Annotated in this window: 18 protein-coding genes; 10 read left to right on the top strand and 8 right to left on the bottom strand. The window is 47.5% G+C overall.

What is annotated here, in order from left to right:
• Positions 1-134: 134 nt before the first annotated feature.
• The 3 genes from accC to efp are packed head-to-tail and all read right to left on the bottom strand — an operon-like array spanning position 135 to position 2630.
• Positions 135-1472 (bottom strand): acetyl-CoA carboxylase biotin carboxylase subunit, encoded by a 1338-nt coding sequence (gene accC / locus ABD846_RS09140; protein WP_344825609.1) that lies wholly within the window; start codon positions 1470-1472, stop codon positions 135-137.
• Positions 1473-1518: 46 nt separating this feature from the next.
• The gene (accB, locus tag ABD846_RS09135; RefSeq protein WP_344825607.1) at positions 1519-2013 is read right to left on the bottom strand and encodes an acetyl-CoA carboxylase biotin carboxyl carrier protein; all 495 of its coding nucleotides are present in this window, start codon (positions 2011-2013) and stop codon (positions 1519-1521) included.
• 50 nt (positions 2014-2063) lie between these two features.
• Positions 2064-2630 (bottom strand): elongation factor P, encoded by a 567-nt coding sequence (efp, locus tag ABD846_RS09130; RefSeq protein WP_344825605.1) that lies wholly within the window; start codon positions 2628-2630, stop codon positions 2064-2066.
• Between the two features lie 212 nt (positions 2631-2842).
• Between efp and ABD846_RS09125 the strand changes: the two genes are divergently transcribed.
• Positions 2843-3247 carry a lipocalin family protein gene (locus ABD846_RS09125; RefSeq protein WP_344825603.1) on the top strand — a complete coding sequence of 135 codons (405 nt, stop codon included), beginning with the start codon at positions 2843-2845 and terminating at the stop codon, positions 3245-3247.
• 72 nt (positions 3248-3319) lie between these two features.
• On the opposite strand, the gene ABD846_RS09120 is transcribed toward ABD846_RS09125, so the two are convergent.
• Complete coding sequence (locus ABD846_RS09120) at positions 3320-3886, bottom strand: YceI family protein (protein ID WP_344825601.1); 567 nt, start codon at positions 3884-3886, stop codon at positions 3320-3322.
• Between the two features lie 134 nt (positions 3887-4020).
• On the opposite strand from ABD846_RS09120, the gene ABD846_RS09115 reads away from it, so the two are divergent.
• The 8 genes from ABD846_RS09115 (at position 4021) to ABD846_RS09080 (ending at position 9823) form a co-directional block, all read left to right on the top strand.
• A complete protein-coding gene (locus tag ABD846_RS09115) occupies positions 4021-4386 on the top strand; it encodes a winged helix-turn-helix transcriptional regulator (RefSeq protein ID WP_344825599.1) in 366 nt (121 codons plus the stop codon).
• Between the two features lie 48 nt (positions 4387-4434).
• Positions 4435-6369: a peptide-N-glycosidase F-related protein gene (locus tag ABD846_RS09110; RefSeq protein ID WP_344825587.1), complete on the top strand. Its 1935-nt coding sequence runs from the start codon at positions 4435-4437 to the stop codon at positions 6367-6369.
• Positions 6370-6380: 11 nt separating this feature from the next.
• Positions 6381-7085, top strand: coding sequence for a hypothetical protein (locus tag ABD846_RS09105; protein ID WP_344825585.1), 705 nt, complete (start codon positions 6381-6383; stop codon positions 7083-7085).
• 141 nt (positions 7086-7226) lie between these two features.
• Entirely contained in the window at positions 7227-7673 is a 447-nt protein-coding gene (gene rplK, locus ABD846_RS09100; RefSeq protein WP_344825583.1) for a 50S ribosomal protein L11, read from the top strand.
• Positions 7674-7711: 38 nt separating this feature from the next.
• Positions 7712-8401: a 50S ribosomal protein L1 gene (rplA, locus tag ABD846_RS09095; RefSeq protein ID WP_344825581.1), complete on the top strand. Its 690-nt coding sequence runs from the start codon at positions 7712-7714 to the stop codon at positions 8399-8401.
• 46 nt (positions 8402-8447) lie between these two features.
• The gene (rplJ, locus tag ABD846_RS09090; protein ID WP_344825579.1) at positions 8448-8963 is read left to right on the top strand and encodes a 50S ribosomal protein L10; all 516 of its coding nucleotides are present in this window, start codon (positions 8448-8450) and stop codon (positions 8961-8963) included.
• A gap of 82 nt (positions 8964-9045) precedes the next feature.
• Entirely contained in the window at positions 9046-9423 is a 378-nt protein-coding gene (rplL, locus tag ABD846_RS09085; protein WP_344825577.1) for a 50S ribosomal protein L7/L12, read from the top strand.
• A 121-nt stretch (positions 9424-9544) separates the two neighbouring features.
• Positions 9545-9823 (top strand): 4a-hydroxytetrahydrobiopterin dehydratase, encoded by a 279-nt coding sequence (locus ABD846_RS09080; RefSeq protein WP_344825575.1) that lies wholly within the window; start codon positions 9545-9547, stop codon positions 9821-9823.
• 14 nt (positions 9824-9837) lie between these two features.
• Here ABD846_RS09080 and ABD846_RS09075 read toward each other — a convergent pair whose 3' ends face one another.
• Positions 9838-10749, bottom strand: a complete 912-nt coding sequence (locus tag ABD846_RS09075) for a YihY/virulence factor BrkB family protein (protein ID WP_344825573.1) — start codon at positions 10747-10749, stop codon at positions 9838-9840.
• A gap of 137 nt (positions 10750-10886) precedes the next feature.
• On the opposite strand from ABD846_RS09075, the gene ABD846_RS09070 reads away from it, so the two are divergent.
• Positions 10887-12554: a T9SS type A sorting domain-containing protein gene (locus tag ABD846_RS09070; protein ID WP_344825571.1), complete on the top strand. Its 1668-nt coding sequence runs from the start codon at positions 10887-10889 to the stop codon at positions 12552-12554.
• 144 nt (positions 12555-12698) lie between these two features.
• Here ABD846_RS09070 and ABD846_RS09065 read toward each other — a convergent pair whose 3' ends face one another.
• The 3 genes from ABD846_RS09065 to ABD846_RS09055 all read right to left on the bottom strand — a co-directional run bounded on the left by ABD846_RS09065 (position 12699) and on the right by ABD846_RS09055 (position 16990).
• Entirely contained in the window at positions 12699-14849 is a 2151-nt protein-coding gene (locus ABD846_RS09065) for a S46 family peptidase (protein ID WP_344825569.1), read from the bottom strand.
• Between the two features lie 159 nt (positions 14850-15008).
• Positions 15009-16610 carry an L-piperidine-6-carboxylate dehydrogenase gene (amaB, locus tag ABD846_RS09060; RefSeq protein WP_344825567.1) on the bottom strand — a complete coding sequence of 534 codons (1602 nt, stop codon included), beginning with the start codon at positions 16608-16610 and terminating at the stop codon, positions 15009-15011.
• On the bottom strand, positions 16610-16990 hold the full coding sequence (locus tag ABD846_RS09055; RefSeq protein ID WP_344825565.1) for a hypothetical protein: 381 nt from the start codon (positions 16988-16990) through the stop codon (positions 16610-16612). The genes amaB and ABD846_RS09055 overlap by 1 nt, the downstream gene beginning before the upstream one ends.
• Positions 16991-17007: the final 17 nt, after the last annotated feature.

Raw genomic sequence — 17007 nt, 5'->3', positions numbered from 1 at the left:
TTTGATCGGATTCGTAAGATCTGAAGACCTTCAAAGGCCGGAAGGTCTGGGCAATCCGGTATGTGACGCAATGTTCTATCCATAAAAAACCACCCTGTGCAGGGTGGTTTTTACGCAATTGGGGTATTGCAGTTCTATTCCAGGTCGAAAGTCTCGGTAAACTTCGTGGTGAAGTCACCGGCTTTGAATTTTTCGTTGCGCATCAATTGCTGATGGAACGGAATGGTTGTTTTAATTCCCTCGATCACATATTCGCTCAGGGCGCGCTCCATGGTGCTGATCGCCTCCTCACGTGTCTGCGCTACGGCAATGATCTTGGCGATCATACTGTCGTAATAAGGAGGGATGCTGTATCCGGCATAAATGTGTGAATCTACGCGCACGCCATGTCCGCCCGGTGTATGCAACACCTTGATGAGTCCCGGACTCGGACGGAAGTCGTTGTACGGATCTTCGGCGTTGATACGGCACTCGATGGCATGCATCGTTGGTTCGTAGTTTTTACCGCTGATGGGGATACCTGCTGCAATCTTGATCTGTTCTTTGATCAGATCGAAGGTGATTACTTCTTCGGTAACGCAATGCTCTACCTGGATACGGGTATTCATTTCCATGAAGTAGAAGTTGCGGTATTTGTCTACCAGGAACTCAATCGTTCCCACGCTTTCGTAATTGATGGCCGAAGCGGCTTTGATGGCAGCTTCACCCATTTTCGCACGCAGCTCCGGAGTCATGAACGGTGAGGGAGATTCCTCCACGAGCTTCTGGTGACGGCGCTGGATAGAGCAGTCGCGCTCACTCATGTGGCATACGGTACCATATTGGTCGCCGGCTACCTGTATCTCGATATGGCGCGGTTCTTCCACGAACTTCTCCATATAGATACCATCGTTCTTGAACGAAGCCGCAGCTTCTGCTTTGGCCGTATTGTATGCTTTTTCGAGTTCGGAATCATTCCATACCACACGCATACCTTTTCCGCCGCCGCCGGCAGTGGCTTTGAGGATTACAGGGTAGCCCACTTCGGGTGCGAGCTGCCGTGCATGTTCCAGGCTTTCGAGCAGTCCGCCGGAACCGGGAACACAGGGAACGCCTGCGGCCAGCATTGTTTCTTTGGCGGTGATCTTATCGCCCATTTTGCGGATCATCTCGGGGGTGGGACCGATAAATTTGATGCCGTATTTACCGCAGATTTCCGCGAAGTCGGCGTTTTCGGCGAGAAATCCGTAGCCGGGATGAATACCATCGGCATTTGTGATTTCTGCCGCAGCCATAATGGCCGGTATGTTCAGGTAAGATTCACCGCTGGCGGGTTTTCCGATACAAACCGCTTCGTCGGCAAACTTTACGTGCAGACTGTCTTTGTCGGCAGTAGAGTAGACCGCTACGGTTTTGATCCCCATCTCACGACAGGTACGGATCACGCGCAAGGCGATTTCCCCACGGTTGGCAATGAGTATTTTCTTAAACATTAAAGATTGTTTTGAGACCAGTAAATAATCCGTGTACGGGGTACGATTAGTTCATTTCCACGAGGAACATCGGCTGATCGTATTCGATCGGGGAAGCATCATCTACGAGTACTTTCACGATCTTACCGCTTACTTCGGATTCGATTTCATTGAACAGTTTCATCGCTTCGATGATGCACAGTGGCATACCCGGCTTAATCTCGTCGCCTACGTTGGCGAAAGACGGCTTGTCCGGCGATGGGCTGCGGTAGAAAGTTCCGATCATCGGAGATTTAATGGTGTGCAGGTTTTCGTTGCCTGCCGGAGCAGCAGCCGGTGCGGATGGTGCAGCCGGAGCAGCAGACTGGGCCGGAGCGGCAACAGGAGCAGCCATTGGAGCCTGCATCATGGCAGGAGCAGCCTGTGCTACATATACGGGGGCAGTACCTGCGGTACCTTCCTGTTTGATAGTGATTTCGAAATCACCGTTTTTAATGCTGAGTTCGCTGATATTGGATTTGTTGATCGTTTTGATCAGCTCTTGTATTTGTTTGTATTCCATCTGGAAATGTTTTTCTGTTTTTAAAAGGCAATTAACGGATGGTGGGGATATCAGGCTTTTACGCGCTCTACGTAGGAACCTGTTTTCGTGTCGATCTTGATCACATCTCCTTCGTTTACGAACAGCGGTACCATTACGGTTGCGCCTGTTTCCACTGTTGCAGCTTTCAGTGTACGGGTAGCTGTATCTCCTTTCATGCCCGGTTCTGTGTAGGTGACAGCCATGGTTACGCTTGGCGGCAGCTCAATCGTGAGCGGCAATTCTGTTTCCGTGTTGACGAGCACGAAGCACTCCTGTCCGTCTTTGAACAGTTCAGGACGATCGATCATTTTTTCATCGATGACGATCTGCTCAAACGACTCATTGTCCATTACATTGAAGCCGGTTTCATCTTTATACAGGAACTGGAAGTTGCGGCGTTCCACGCGAACCGGGTAGATCGTTTCACCAGAGTTCCATGTTTGTTCGATAGTGCGGGTGTTGTCTACACCTTTGAGCTTAGCCCAAACTTTAGCTGCCGCGCGAGCGGTTTTGTTTTGTCCGAATTCGATTACAGAATAAAGGCTCCCGTCAATTTTCAGGATCAAGCCGTTGCGCATATCTGCTGTTGTAGCCATAAAAGTATTTTGCTTAGGTAAGAAAATTGTCGGCAAATGTAATGATTTACCGGATAAACTGACCATGGAGTACTTAAAATGATACCCTGTCCCATAAAAGAGTGTTTTTTGCTGAAAATGAGCTGAAAGCGTGTGCCGGCGCGATTTTTATCTGCATTTTCGTTCTTTTTATCATATGTAGCTGTACCTTTGCAAAAATTTTAAATTCCCCTATGAAAAAGACAGCAGCAATTATGTTTGCATCAGTGGCATTGTTTGCTACATCCTGCAAGAAGGACAAGAAGAACAGTGAACTCGTTGGTTCCTGGAAAGAGACTATGGAGCGTGAGGTAACCTTCCGTAATGGTGTACAGGAGTCTGATGACACTACGTTGAACACCGAAACCGTTTATCAGTTTAAAGATGATAATACGGTTAACATAAGCGGCGGCGGTCTCTCTTTCTCCGGCACTTACAGTGTTTCCGGCAACCAGCTCACAATGACAATTTTGTCTATTCCTATTGTTTCCACGTACACCGTATCAGGAAGTAACCTGGAGTTTCACAACGAAGATGTGACTACAGAAGGTTCCGACCAGGTGAAAACAGTTACGTACACTTACGCTACAAAACAATAAGTTGCAGCGCATTATTGAAAATAATAAAGCCCGGAATATTCCGGGCTTTATTAATATATGGTATGGCTGGTATTAACCTTTAGCCAGTTCCAGTTTAGAATCCAGGGTTACTTCGTTACCCAGCATAGCGCTTTCTTCGCCCACTCCGAAATCGGAACGTTTGATCACACCGCTTACTTTAAATCCTGCCATTGTTTTTTTGCTCATAGGGTTTTCGCCTGTACCGTTCAGGGTAGCGTTGAGGGTAACCGGTTTGGTAACACCGTGCATGGTCAGGTTGCCGGTAACAGCATATGTTTTAGCACCTGTTTTCTTGATAGAAGTGCTTTTGAAAGTCATCGTTGGATATTTCGCTGCATCGAAATAATCTGCTCCTTTGATGTGATTGTCGCGCATATCGTTGTCTGTGTTCACAGAGTTGATGTCGGCAGTAAGCTCGATCACCGCGTCTGTAAAGTCAGGCTTGGCACTGGTTACTTTCACGTCAAAGTTTTTGAACAGTCCGTCTACTTCGGAGATTTTCATGTGTGTGATGGAAAATCCGAGTTTGGAGTGAGCTTTATCCAGAGACCAGGTCTGTGCAAAAGAAGCGGAAGCTGTCAATAAAGCGGTACCGCAGATCAGAAAGAATTTTTTCATTGTAGAAGATTGTTTTACGATTGAGGATGCGAAGTTAAGTAAATAGGTTTCCATTTGATACTCCTTTCCTAAAGTATACCGGTTTCTGTAAGTAAACTGAATAGTCTAATTTTATCCTTTAAACAATCAAACACATGGATCAAGCCGGTATTTTAACCAAAGAAGAGTGTACCAAATCGCTTTTGCCGATAAAAGATGCACTGGAGGTGATCAACGGAAAATGGAAACTGCATATTATAGGTTCGCTGCTGCACGGTGAAAAACGCTTTAAAGATCTGCAAAGAGATATAACCGGCATTACTGCCAAGATGCTGTCGCAGGAGCTGAAAGCGCTCGAAATGCACGAGCTCATCAGTCGCACGGTATATGACTCTTCACCGGTGGTGGTGGAGTACGCCCTCACTGAGTACGGACACACGCTGAAACGCCTGATGGATGAACTGCGTGTATGGGGAAGTAACCACAGGAAACGTATTATGAAGAAATCGGATGCGGTATAGTTAATTCCTTATATTTGTCGCCATCAGTCAAGAGAAAATTAAATTTCGATGAAAAAACTTTTATGCGCAGCGGCGCTGGCATTCTTTTCCATGGTTGCAAAGGCAGCTCCCGGAGACACAACATGGGTTCAGGCTCATTATGGCAAATGGCTGGACTACTACAACAATTTTGATACAACCGTAAAATTCCCCGACGGGACGACTAAATACCGTAAAATTATTATGGTGTTTACGCTCGGTAAATATGCTTGTCCCGGTACGCCTACCTATTGCAGCGACTGGGATTACACCGTACAGACTTTCCTGATGAATAAGCGCGGCGACTCCCTGGAGCTGGGCCGTCTGATCACACCTTACGGTAAGGGAAGCCGCATGGGGTCTACCGTTACCTGGAATCAGCCTTATTACTTTGACGTCACCGATTTTGCGCCTGCACTCGTCGATTCCAATACCATCCGCATATTGTATTCCGGCTACTCGGGAGGCTTTACAGCCGATATCCGCTTTGCGATGATCGAGGGTACACCGGAACGTAATGTACTGGCTGTGCAAAAACTGTGGGCGGGAAGCTTTGCCTACGGCAGCACCACCGACCCGATCGATAATCACTTCCCGTCCAAAACACTGAACCCTCCTGCCGGTACCGATAAGGCACGCCTGGCGTTCAATGTTACCGGCCATGGCGCAGATCCTAATTATTGCTCTGAATTCTGCTCCAAATATTATCGTGTGATGAAGAACAGCACTATGCTGGCGGAAAAGCAGATCTGGCGTGATAATTGCGGTTTCAACAACCTGTATCCGCAAAGCGGCACCTGGGTGTACGACCGTGGTAACTGGTGTCCGGGTGCGCAGGTATATACCATTTATCATGATATCGCAGCCGCAGGAACGAGTCCTTTCGATCTCGCGATCAACTTTGAACCGTATTCCTCTTCCGGTTCGGCTTCCTACACCACCTATGCAACCGCTATCTTCTACGGCCCGATGAATAAGACGCTTGATGCTTCTCTGGAAGATATCATTGCTCCGTCTGACGATCCGAACCATTTCCGTGCGAACGTCCGTACCGGGTATACAACGATCAAACTGCGTAACTCCGGCAGTACGGCCATCAGTTCCGTAACATTCGAATATGGAGTGACCGGCTCACCTTTGCGTACTTATACATGGACTGGCAGCCTGGCTGCCCAACAGGATACGGTAATTGACCTTCCTTTTGTAAACTCATTGTTGTCTGCAACCGGAACCACGCTTCCTTACGAAGTAAATATCCTGAGTGTAAACGGCGGAGCGGATGGAGATGCGACGAACAACCGCTTCACCAATACCTTTACTCCTGCCCCGGAGTGGCCGACTTATTTTGTTGTAAACTTCCAGACAAATGCCTCAACGGTAGGCGCTACCAGCGAAACCTCCTGGCAGATCACGGATATGGCGAGCAATGTAGTTGTCGCTTCGCGTACGGGTGCTGCTCCCAATACTTTGTATAATGATACCGTAAGATTAGGTACCGGTGTTTATAAGCTGAATGTAAGTGACGCAGGATGCGACGGACTCAGTTTCTGGGCAAATCCTTCTGCCGGATCCGGATTTTTCCGTATCAAACCCACACCGTTCACCACACAGGCGGTTGGCGGCTATTACGGCGGCGATTTCGGTTGCGGATTCGATCAGTATTTCCGCGTAGGGGTGCCTACTGCAATAAAAGAACTGATGAGCGGGGCGACAAGCGGAACGATGTCCGTTTATCCTAATCCGGCCAATGCGCGCATTTCTGTTTCGCTGGATCTGACCGGCGCTGTAAACGGTACGCTTTCCGTATGCGATTATACCGGAAGGGTAGTGTACAGCCGTCCTGTAAACCAGCCCAATACGGAACTCGATGCGTCGGGACTGACAAACGGAATGTATTTCGTTAATTATGTCCCTGCGGAAAACGGAGCGCAAAAGCTTCAGGCTAAAGTCGTAATTTTAAGGTAAATCCGAACATCATGAATATCCGTTTTGCTGTGTGTGGCCTTTTTCTGTCGGCGGGACTGCTCAGTTCCTGTACGAAGAAGAACGGTGAGAATCAGAATCTGGACCCGAACAACAACCAGACCTTCGATATTATGTCGACAAAATCAGGTTCCTGGTGGCTGTACAATGCAGACGACGGATCGGTGTTTTACAGATATGCCACAGATAAGGATACTTCGAAAGACGCGATCCTGTATAAGTATTACTTCCGGATAGACACTACATCGCGCCTCAGGGAGCAGATACCGGAATTCTTCGGTAAGAACTCCGGAAAGTATATTTCGCTGATCGACCTGGACGGTAAACAGAAGAATTATATTACTTATGTGATCCTCAAAGAAGGAGCTTATGTAGGGCAATCGTGGGATAATACAGAGCGCCGCAAGATAGAAGGTGTGAATGTGGATATGCTGATAGAGAGCGAGGTGAAGAGCGTCTCGGATGTACTGGTGCTGAACGGTCATACTTATGATTCGGTGATCCATGTGTATAACAACCTGAAAGCTAAAATTGTGGGAACACCCTTATATACCGATTGCGGGGATTTGGATGTATGGTTCCGCATCGGAGTCGGGATTCTAAAAGAAAATGGTAATATAGATATTTCGCCTGCCGGCGTGTCGCTGCTATCGAAGACCTACAAAGACTATCTTCTGGAATTCCACGAGGAGCCATAGAGTAAAAAAAATAAATATTTTTAGGGGAATTGAAAAATTCCCCTTACTTTTGCGCTCCAATTCTCAAGATTGCTCTTATTATAAGTTTGCATTTGGGAGATTTGTTTTATACAATTCGTTAACACCAAAAAAGAAAGAAACATGGCAAAAGAAATTACAGGCTATGTGAAGCTGCAATGTAAAGGCGGCCAAGCAAATCCGGCACCTCCAATCGGTCCAGCACTGGGTTCCAAAGGGGTGAACATTATGGAGTTCTGCAAGCAATTTAATGCGCGCACACAGGACAAAATCGGGAAAGTACTTCCTGTTCTGATCACTGTATATGCAGACAAATCATTTGATTTTGTAATCAAAACTCCTCCTGCAGCTGTTCAGCTGATGGAATTGTCAAAAATCTCCAAAGGTTCCAAAGAATCCAACCGTCAGAAAGTTGGTAAAGTTACATGGGCACAAGTAGAGGAAATCGCTAAAGACAAAATGCCGGATCTTAACTGTTTCACCCTGGAAAGCGCTATGAAAATGGTGGCTGGTACTGCGCGCAGTATGGGTCTCACAGTTGAAGGTGCAGCTCCCTGGGCTAACGCTTAATCCTGAACGGTATTCCTTATCTTAAAAACATTGTAACAATGGCAATCACTAAAAAAAGAAAAGCCGTAGAGGCGAAAGTAGATAAAAACAAGTTCTACTCTCTTACTGAAGCTAGCACTTTGGTAAAAGATCTGAACTGCACCAAATTCGACAGTTCTGTTGATGTTCACATCCGTCTGGGTGTAGATCCTAAGAAAGCTGACCAGGCATTGCGCGGAACAGTTTCCCTTCCTCACGGAACAGGTAAAACAAAACGCGTATTGGTTCTGTGTACTCCTGATAAAGAAAACGAAGCAAAAGCTGCTGGTGCAGACTTCGTGGGTCTGGATGAGTTCGTTCAGAAAATTGAAAGCGGATGGACTGATGTGGATGTAATCATTGCCACTCCTTCCGTAATGCCTAAAATCGGTAAACTGGGTAAAGTACTGGGTCCCCGTAACCTGATGCCTAACCCTAAAACCGGTACCGTTACCAACGATGTTGCTAATGCAGTAACAGACGTTAAAGGTGGTAAAATCGCGTTTAAAGTAGACAAAGCTGGTATCATCCACGCTTCTGTAGGTCGTATCTCTTTTGAGCCTGCTAAACTTGCAGAAAATATCCAGGAATTGATCAACACGCTCGTGAAAATGAAACCTGCAACCGCTAAAGGAACTTACCTGAAAGCTGTGAGCCTGGCTACAACCATGAGCCCCGGTGTACCGGTAGATACAAAATCTGTAGTCTAAGCCGCGGTCGTTTCAATTATTCCTAAACAACAAAAAATTTAAAGCAATGACAACTGCTCAAAAAACAGAAGCAATTGAACTGTTGAAAGAAAAGTTTTCTCAATACAGTAACTTTTATATCACCAACACCGAATCTCTGAGTGTAGCTCAGGTGAGCAAGCTGCGTCGCGTTTGCTTTGAGAAGAACGTGGAAATGAAAGTAGCTAAAAACACCCTCATCAAAAAGGCTATGCAGTCTCTGAACGATGAGAAATATGCAGGTATCTATGATGCACTGCACGGTGTAACCGCTCTGATGTTCTCCGACTCTCCGAAAGAACCTGCTGTAATCATCAGCTCTTTCCGTAGCGAAGAGAAAAACGAGAAACCACTCCTGAAAGCTGCGTTTATCGGCGAAGATATCTTCATGGGCAACGACCAACTGGACAACCTGAAGAACATCAAAACCAAAAACGAACTCATCGGAGAAGTTATCGGTTTGCTGCAATCTCCTGCACGCCGCGTAATCGCAGCATTGCTGCATAACGCAGAAAAACAAGGAGAAACCGCAAGTGCAGAATAATCTGCATTTGCCCTTAATCTGGCTTCCAAGCTCAACTATATTTTAAAAATCATTTCGAAACAAACATTAAAACATTATAACAATGGCAGACATTAAAGCATTAGCAGAACAACTGGTTAACCTGACTGTAAAAGACGTTCAGGAACTGGCAGACGTACTGAAAGCTGATTACGGAATCGAACCAGCAGCAGCAGCTGTGGTAGTAGCAGCAGGTGGCGGCGCAGGTGCAGGTGCAGCAGCTGAAGAAAAAACTGCTTTTGATGTAATCCTGAAAAATGCAGGTGCATCTAAACTGAACGTTGTAAAAGTAGTTAAAGACCTGACTGGTCTGGGTCTGAAAGAAGCGAAAGAACTCGTTGACGGCGCTCCTAAAGCTCTGAAAGAAGGCGTAAGCAAAGCTGAAGCTGAAGATATCAAAGCTAAACTGACTGAAGCTGGTGCTGAAGTTGAGATCGCTTAATTATTTTCTCTTTTACAAAAAGCCGGTGAACATGATTGTTTACCGGCTTTTTCTTTTTACCCTTTTATTGATAAAAGCGCTGTACTTTTGAACGACCAATCATACAGAAAACAACCTCTTAATGAAACGATACTCTGCCGCAGAAGTAAGCCTTTTATTACCCGATTGGGAATACAGCAATGAAGGAATCGAACGCGAATTTAAATTTCAGAATTTCAGCGAAGCATTTGCCTTTATGACGCGTGTAGCCATGCTGGCCGAATGTGCGGATCATCATCCTGACTGGAAGAATTCGTATAACAAAGTGCATATCCGCCTGACCAACCACGCCGAACAGGCACTTACCGAAAAAGACCTGTTGCTGGCAGGAAAGATCGATCTGCTGCTGATGGGTAAATAATGCAGTCTGCTCTGTCAGGATTCTTCATCGTGATGATCCTGAATAGTGTAGGATACTGCCTTGTTGGCCGGTCTGATAGGTCTGCCTGTAAAGTCGCTCCACACTTTCGTGAAAGCTGCCCCGAAATACAGGATCATGGAAGAATAGAAGACAAACAGCAACACAAGCACAAAAGAGCCTGCCGCACCGAATACCCGGTCGATATTGCTGTTGACCAGCAGTACTTTTAAAATCCATTTGCCCAGTGCAAACAGTAATGCCGTCAGAATGGCGCCCGTTATGCCCGGTTTACGCTCCGGCCGTCCGTCCGGCACATAGAACAGTAATACGCCAAACCATATGGTGGTTACGCTTACCGATATCAGGAACGATACAAAGCCTGTGAATACAATACCCGTACCGGGTATAAGCTCATCAATGTTGCGCCCGAATAGGAGCTGAAGGCTCTCCAGAAGTCCGCCCGCAACGAACAGAACGCCCGTCAGCAATATCAGTATCAACGAATGGAAACGGCTTGTAAGCGAACTTGTAAACCGTTGTCCCGGTTTCAGCCGGATCAGCCATAATTCATTCATCGAATTTTTAATTACGCGGAACAGGGTGGTGGCGACAAAGATCATAAACAGAGATCCCAATATCATTTCCAGCGGCGTATTCACCAGACCGCGAAAGCCGCGCACTGTCGTTACCAGTTGCGACATTCCTTTTTGTCCCAGAATTGCCGACATCCGGGTGAAAAATTCATGGCTTATCGTCTTCCGGTTTATTACAAGACTCAATACCTGCACCAGGATAATGAGGATAAACGGTAATGCGAATGTTGCGAAGAAAGCGGTTGCGCCCGCCAGACGCAGCGGGTCTTTCGACGAAAGAAGCCGGAACGCCAGCAGGAATTGTCTGGCAGCGGATTTAATGGAAACCTGCATGCCGCAAAAATAAGCAAAACCATATGCCGTACCATGTACACCGGCATAATCGTACGTGAAAATTGCCGCCTCTGAAGGTATATTTGTATATTGTTACTTATGTTTTTTAAAATGAACACGTAACACCGCTTATTATCATGAACAGAACACTACTTTTTACGCTGTTTTGCTGCTGTATGATGCAGAGTGCCGTAAGCAGTGCTCAGATAGTATCAGGCAATTGCTATATGATGGGCAATTATGTGCAGACAAGCATTTCGGGCAATGGCCGGTTATATACCGCAGCAACCCCTCCCGCAGGGTATCAGTCCTCTTATGATGGCGGATTGGGTTGGGTGATCGACCTGGATAGAGATGGCTGGACAGTGGGTAATCCGCCTTACTTTGGTGATTGGTTCCGTTGTGGAGCTCCTGTAGAAGAATGGTACCTTCAGGTCGGGAGTACGGTGTGCCATCCTGATGCCTCGGATTCCACCATCACACCGGGTGCCATTAAAGGGGAAAACTATTATTTTAAAGCCAGCGGTTCCGGCATAGTCGGCAAATGGCGTGCAACGCTGGGGGATCTGTTGCTCGAGCAGGATTATACATTACCTGCCGACAGCTTTACGATACAGACGCAGGTTCGCATCCGTAACACAGGATCTGTAACACTTAAAGATATCTATTACATGCGCGTTACCGAAATAGACTTTCCAGATCCGCGTTACCCATTTACAGGAAAGGAGTTGATTTCGCATAACAGAATCAAGCAGCAACCCCCTTCCGGTAAGGGATTGGCATGGGTTCAGGAAACTGCCGATACCGGATCTCGCGGACAGATGAATATGTTCACCGTAGATTGCCGTGCAAAAGCGTTTATTATTTTTGATGCTTTACTTCCTTTTACCAGTCCCGATACGATTTATCAGGGTATAGGAGGCGCCTCGCATTATTACTATACTGCCGGTGATTATGTGTACAATGACCTGGGTATGGGATTGGTCTTTAAGATCGATTCGCTTCGTGCAGGGGAAAGCACTTCCCTGTACTTTGTGTATAACGCCGATTCCCCGGGTGTTGTTTCCGGTACATCCGGAACCACTTTCCGTCCATCCTGGAATATTATGGGTAAGAGCTATAAAAGCCGCGACACGGTGGGAGCCTGTCCCGGAACGATCCTGACAGCGACGATTGGTCTGCCGGGCAGCAGCGACTGGACCTGGGATGCGGATCCCACACTTGCGTTCCGTACCGGTGTTTCGAATAATATCAGTGTGGGCAAAGATACCATTACCTATCGAGCTATCCGCAGCGGATCGGGCTGCGTGGATGCCGACACCCTCATCGTTACGATTGCACCTTTTATCGTGGACAAGCCGGTTATTATGCGGACGGGCGACCGTTTAACGACTACCAAAGCGTATAAGTTTTACCAGTGGATACGCAATGGTGTGGACATCCCGGGAGCTACAGCCTTTCATTACGATATTACTATGAAGGGGTGCTATTCGGTGAGAGTGACGGATGCAAATGGTTGTATGTCTACTTCGGATACGTTGTGCGATGGCTTGTCGGTGGAAGATTTCAATATGACAGGTAATCCTGTTGTTTATCCGAATCCGGTTTCGGATAAGCTGATGATCCGTTCGTCTGTGCAGCTGAATGCCGCAATTGCCGATATAACCGGGCGTATACTGATCACCCGCGAGCATGCGTCCGAGATAGATATGCATCTGCTGAACGAGGGAGTGTACCTGCTTTATCTTTATACCGACGATGGCAAAGAACGCAGGGTATTCAGAATCCTGAAGGAACATCAGTAGCGTTACTGAAATCTGGAACACAATGGCTGCGGAATGTATCCGCAGCCATTTTTATTTGGCGCGGTGAAGCAGAAGTGATCGGTGCAAAAAAAAGCTGCCTCGCAGGGAGGCAGCTCTGTATTATCAGTAAACAGTACTTCAGGATTACTTCATGATATCCATTTCCTCGATGAGGTTGTGGGCGCCTCCCAGCTTATCGATCAGGAACAGGATAAAACGTGCATCACATACGATCGTGCGTTTGTACTTTTTGTCGAAAGCCAGATCTCCGCTCATCGCTTCCCAGTTGCCGTCAAATGCGCAGCCTACAAGTTCGCCTTTGGCATTGATTACCGGACTTCCTGAGTTTCCGCCGGTGATGTCGTTATTCGTGATAAAGCAGGTATGCAGGGATCCGTCCTGATCTGCATATACACCGTAATCTTTCTTTTTGTACAGGCGGATCAGATCCTGAGGCAGGTCAAATTCGTCATCACCCGCTTTATATTTGGCCATCATACCATCCATGGTTGTGTAGAAATTGTAGGAAACCGCGTCCTGTGGCTGATAGGCGAGTACCTGACCGTAAGTGATACGCATGGTTGAGTTGGCATCGGGGTAGAACAGTTCATTGCGGTTCATCTGCATCAGCCCTTTTACATACGCCTTACTCAGCGATTTCTTTTCTTTCGCCATTTCTTCGTATTTCGGCATGTAATAGGTCTCAAAATTATTCACGATGCTCGCTGCGTATTGTACAGCAGGATCGTTCTCCAACGCTTCAAGGCTTGGGTGTTCGCAGAATGCATTTACTTTCTTTTCGTCCATCAGGAACGTTTTTCCATACACATAGTTCGCATACGCCCTGAAAGTCTGATCTGCATTTTCATTGCCGTATTTTTTAAAGATTACGCGCTGGAAGATGTCCGGATGTTGTGATTTGGGCACTTCTGTATAATACAGGCGTGTCATTTCCGCGAAGAGTTCTTTGTCGGTAGCCTCATCGTAATCTTTAATGTTTGCTTTGAAAGCTGCCTGTAATTGTTTGGTGTACTTTTCGATAGAATCTTTTTCCGGTGTTTTTGTCATTACCTTCAGCAGCGGAACGGCAGCAGATGCAATGCGTGCGAGATTGGTCGCCTTGAATGCTTCGGAATAATACACAGTGTGCTTTGCGTAAGGCTTATAGTCGGCATACATGTTCTGGTAGTCATTCATCAGACCGTCGAAACCTGCATCGTTTTTTGCGTTCCATTTCGCAAAAGCTTTTTCCTCCGCTTTCTTCTGATCCACCACGTTCAGGCGTTTCAGTTGCTCCGTCTGTCCGATATAGTATTTCCAGTAGTTGGCAATACTTGCATAGCGGGAAGTCAGTTTCAGATAAACGGACTTATCCGCATCCATATGACGCTTCATGATTTCCAGTCTTTTGGTACGGATATCAACAACGGCAGGATTCGTTTCTTTGATAGCGAGGTCAATACCATAAGAAACTTCATAGCGGTTGGTGCGGCCGGGGTATCCGAAGATCATCGCGTAATCTTTTTCTTCCACGCCATTGATGGAAACAGGCAGATGCCATTTCGGGCGGAACGGTACGTTGTTTTTATTGTAAGCGGCCGGTTCATTGTCAGCGTCTGCATACACGCGGAAAATAGAGAAATCGGCAGTGTGGCGCGGCCACATCCAGTTGTCGGTATCCCCGCCGAATTTGCCCAGAGATTTCGGGGGAGCGGCTACGAAACGAACGTCTGTGTATTTTTTATAAGTGAGCAACAGGTATTGGTTCCCGTTAAAATACTCCTTTACATTTGCCACAAGCTTACCGCCTTTGGACGCTTCTTTTTCAATTGCCTTGATCGCTTCTTCGCGCAGGCGGTTGGCCTTATCTCCTTTTGCATTACCTACCGCATCATTCAGCTCTCCGGTAACATCATCTATACGTTGCAGGAACAGGGCCGTAATGCCTTCGGCAGGCAGCTCTTCCGCCATGTTTTTGGCCCAGTACCCGTTATCCAGGTAGTTTTTCTCCACGCTGCTGAGGGCAGCAATAGCGCCGTATCCGCAGTGGTGGTTGGTCAGCAGCAGACCTTTAGACGAAATGATCTCACCGGTACATCCGCCGCCGAATTGTACGACTGCATCTTTCAGTGAAGCTTTATTGATGTTGTAGAGGTCATCTTTACTCAGTTTGAGGCCGAGCCGTTTCATTTCCTCGTAGTTTTTTCCGATCAGGGAAGGAATCCACATTCCCTCGTCGGCACGCGCTATATGCAGCGACAATACCGTACAGAAAAGCAAGAACAGTTTTTTCATTGTTTGTTTGCGAAAAGTGTTTAGAAGAGTGCGAAGATATTAAACCCGGTCCAGATTTGAGGGGTTATGGGGTGGGTGATTTGCCGTTCTGTAAATCTTCTGCATAAAAAATGCCTCCCCGGAAATGATCCGGGGAGGCGTTTTTGAGTATGTGTATCATCAGAGATTGAACTGAATACCCTGTGCCAGTGGAAGGGTGGTGCCGTAATTGACCGTATTGGTTTGACGGCGCATGTAAGCTTTCCAGCTGTCTGAACCGCTTTCACGGCCACCGCCTGTTTCTTTTTCGCCACCGAAAGCTCCGCCGATTTCCGCACCGCTTGTACCGATATTTACGTTTGCGATACCACAATCGCTTCCTGCTCCTGAAAGGAAGCGTTCAGCCTCACGGATGTTCAGCGTCATAATGGAAGAAGAAAGTCCCTGCGGCACACCGTTCTGCAGCGCGATCGCTTCGTCCAGATCCCTGTATTTCATCAGGTACAGAATGGGAGCGAACGTTTCATGCTGAACAATTGCCCAATGATTTTCCACTTCATAAATGCAGGGTTTTACATAGCAGCCGCTTTCAAAACCTGCGCCCTCGCAAATGCCTCCTGCAACGACTTCAGTGCCGCCAGCCTTTTTCACTTCGGCTATTGCATGCAGGTAATTATTTACCGCGTCTTTGTCGATCAGCGGACCCACATGGTTGGCTGCGTCCAGCGGATCGCCGATGCTGAGCTGTTTGTAAGCCGCCGCAAGCTTCGCCTTGAAATTGTCGTACACCTTTTCGTGGATGATGAGCCTGCGGGTGGTGGTGCAGCGTTGTCCTGCCGTTCCCACTGCGCCGAACACGCAACCGATGATGGCCATGTCCAGATCTGCGTGCTCAGAAATAATGATGGCATTATTGCCGCCGAGCTCAAGTATCGAGCGGCCCAGACGCGCCGCAACTTTTGCCGCCACATCTTTACCCATCCGGGTGCTGCCCGTAGCGGAAACGAGCGGAACACGTGTGTCATTGCTCATCAGTTCGCCAATATTGCGGTCACCGATCACGAGTCCGCTTACGCCTTCCGGCACATTGTTCTCGCGGAAAACTTTAGCGATCAGTTTCTGACAGGCTACGGCTGTGAGTGGCGTTTTTTCAGAAGGTTTCCATACGCAGGTGTCGCCGCATACCCACGCAATAAAGCTGTTCCAGCTCCATACGGCAACCGGGAAGTTGAATGCGCTGATGATACCCACAACACCCAGCGGATGCCATTGTTCGAAAAGACGGTGCTGCGGACGCTCGCTCTGGATGGTAAGTCCGTAGAGCTGGCGGGATAATCCTACTGCAAAATCCGCGATATCAATCATTTCCTGCACTTCGCCGAGCCCTTCCTGCAGACTCTTACCCATTTCATACGAAACCAGTTTGCCCAAAGCCGCTTTATGTTCGCGCAGTACATTTCCGATCTGGCGAACGATCTCGCCGCGTTTCGGGGCCGGCCAGTTGCGCCATTCTTTAAAAGCCGCTTCTGCCGCATTTACAACCTCATGGTAATCGGCCTCGCTTCCGGCTTTTACAGATGCGATCAGTTTGCCATCGGTAGGAGAGTAGGAGTCGATATTGCTGCCTTTTGCGGATATCCAGTTGATTCCGGTAGACGCGCCGTCGTTTATAGTCTGAATGTCGAGTTCTTTCAAAAAGTCGAGCATAATTTCGTGTTTTTTAGATGCTGCAAAGGTAAGCCAGTCTGCCCAGATAAACTGCCGCATAAAAAAAGAAGCCATCAGGCTTCTTCTTTTATTTTTTGTGCTTTCTGTTTGATTTTCTTTGCCGCAAACCGAAGGGCAATGTTTAGAGCCTTCCATTTTACATATCCGAACGCAACGTCCTTCAGCACGACTCCGGCAACCTTTCTGGCTCCCGTCTGCAGGCCTCTTCTCAGCAGAAAAGGAACCGCAAATTTCGAAGCCATTTCCACTACCGGGGCCAAAGCAGCATTGCCGGTGAGTGCTCCTGAGATAAATCCGATACCCTCCTGCAGCAGACCCGGGCGTTGTTCTTCGCGTTTGCTGATTTCGGCAGCCTTGCGGCGCGCTTTCTTTTTTATTTTAGCCCTTTCGGCCTGCAAGTCATCGAGACTATTCAGTTGTTTTCGGTAAAACATAGGAGAGATATTTCAGA

The organism is Rurimicrobium arvi, assembly GCF_039540495.1.
GTDB lineage: Bacteria > Bacteroidota > Bacteroidia > Chitinophagales > Chitinophagaceae > Rurimicrobium > Rurimicrobium arvi.
This window is presented reverse-complemented; position numbering and strand designations above follow the sequence as displayed.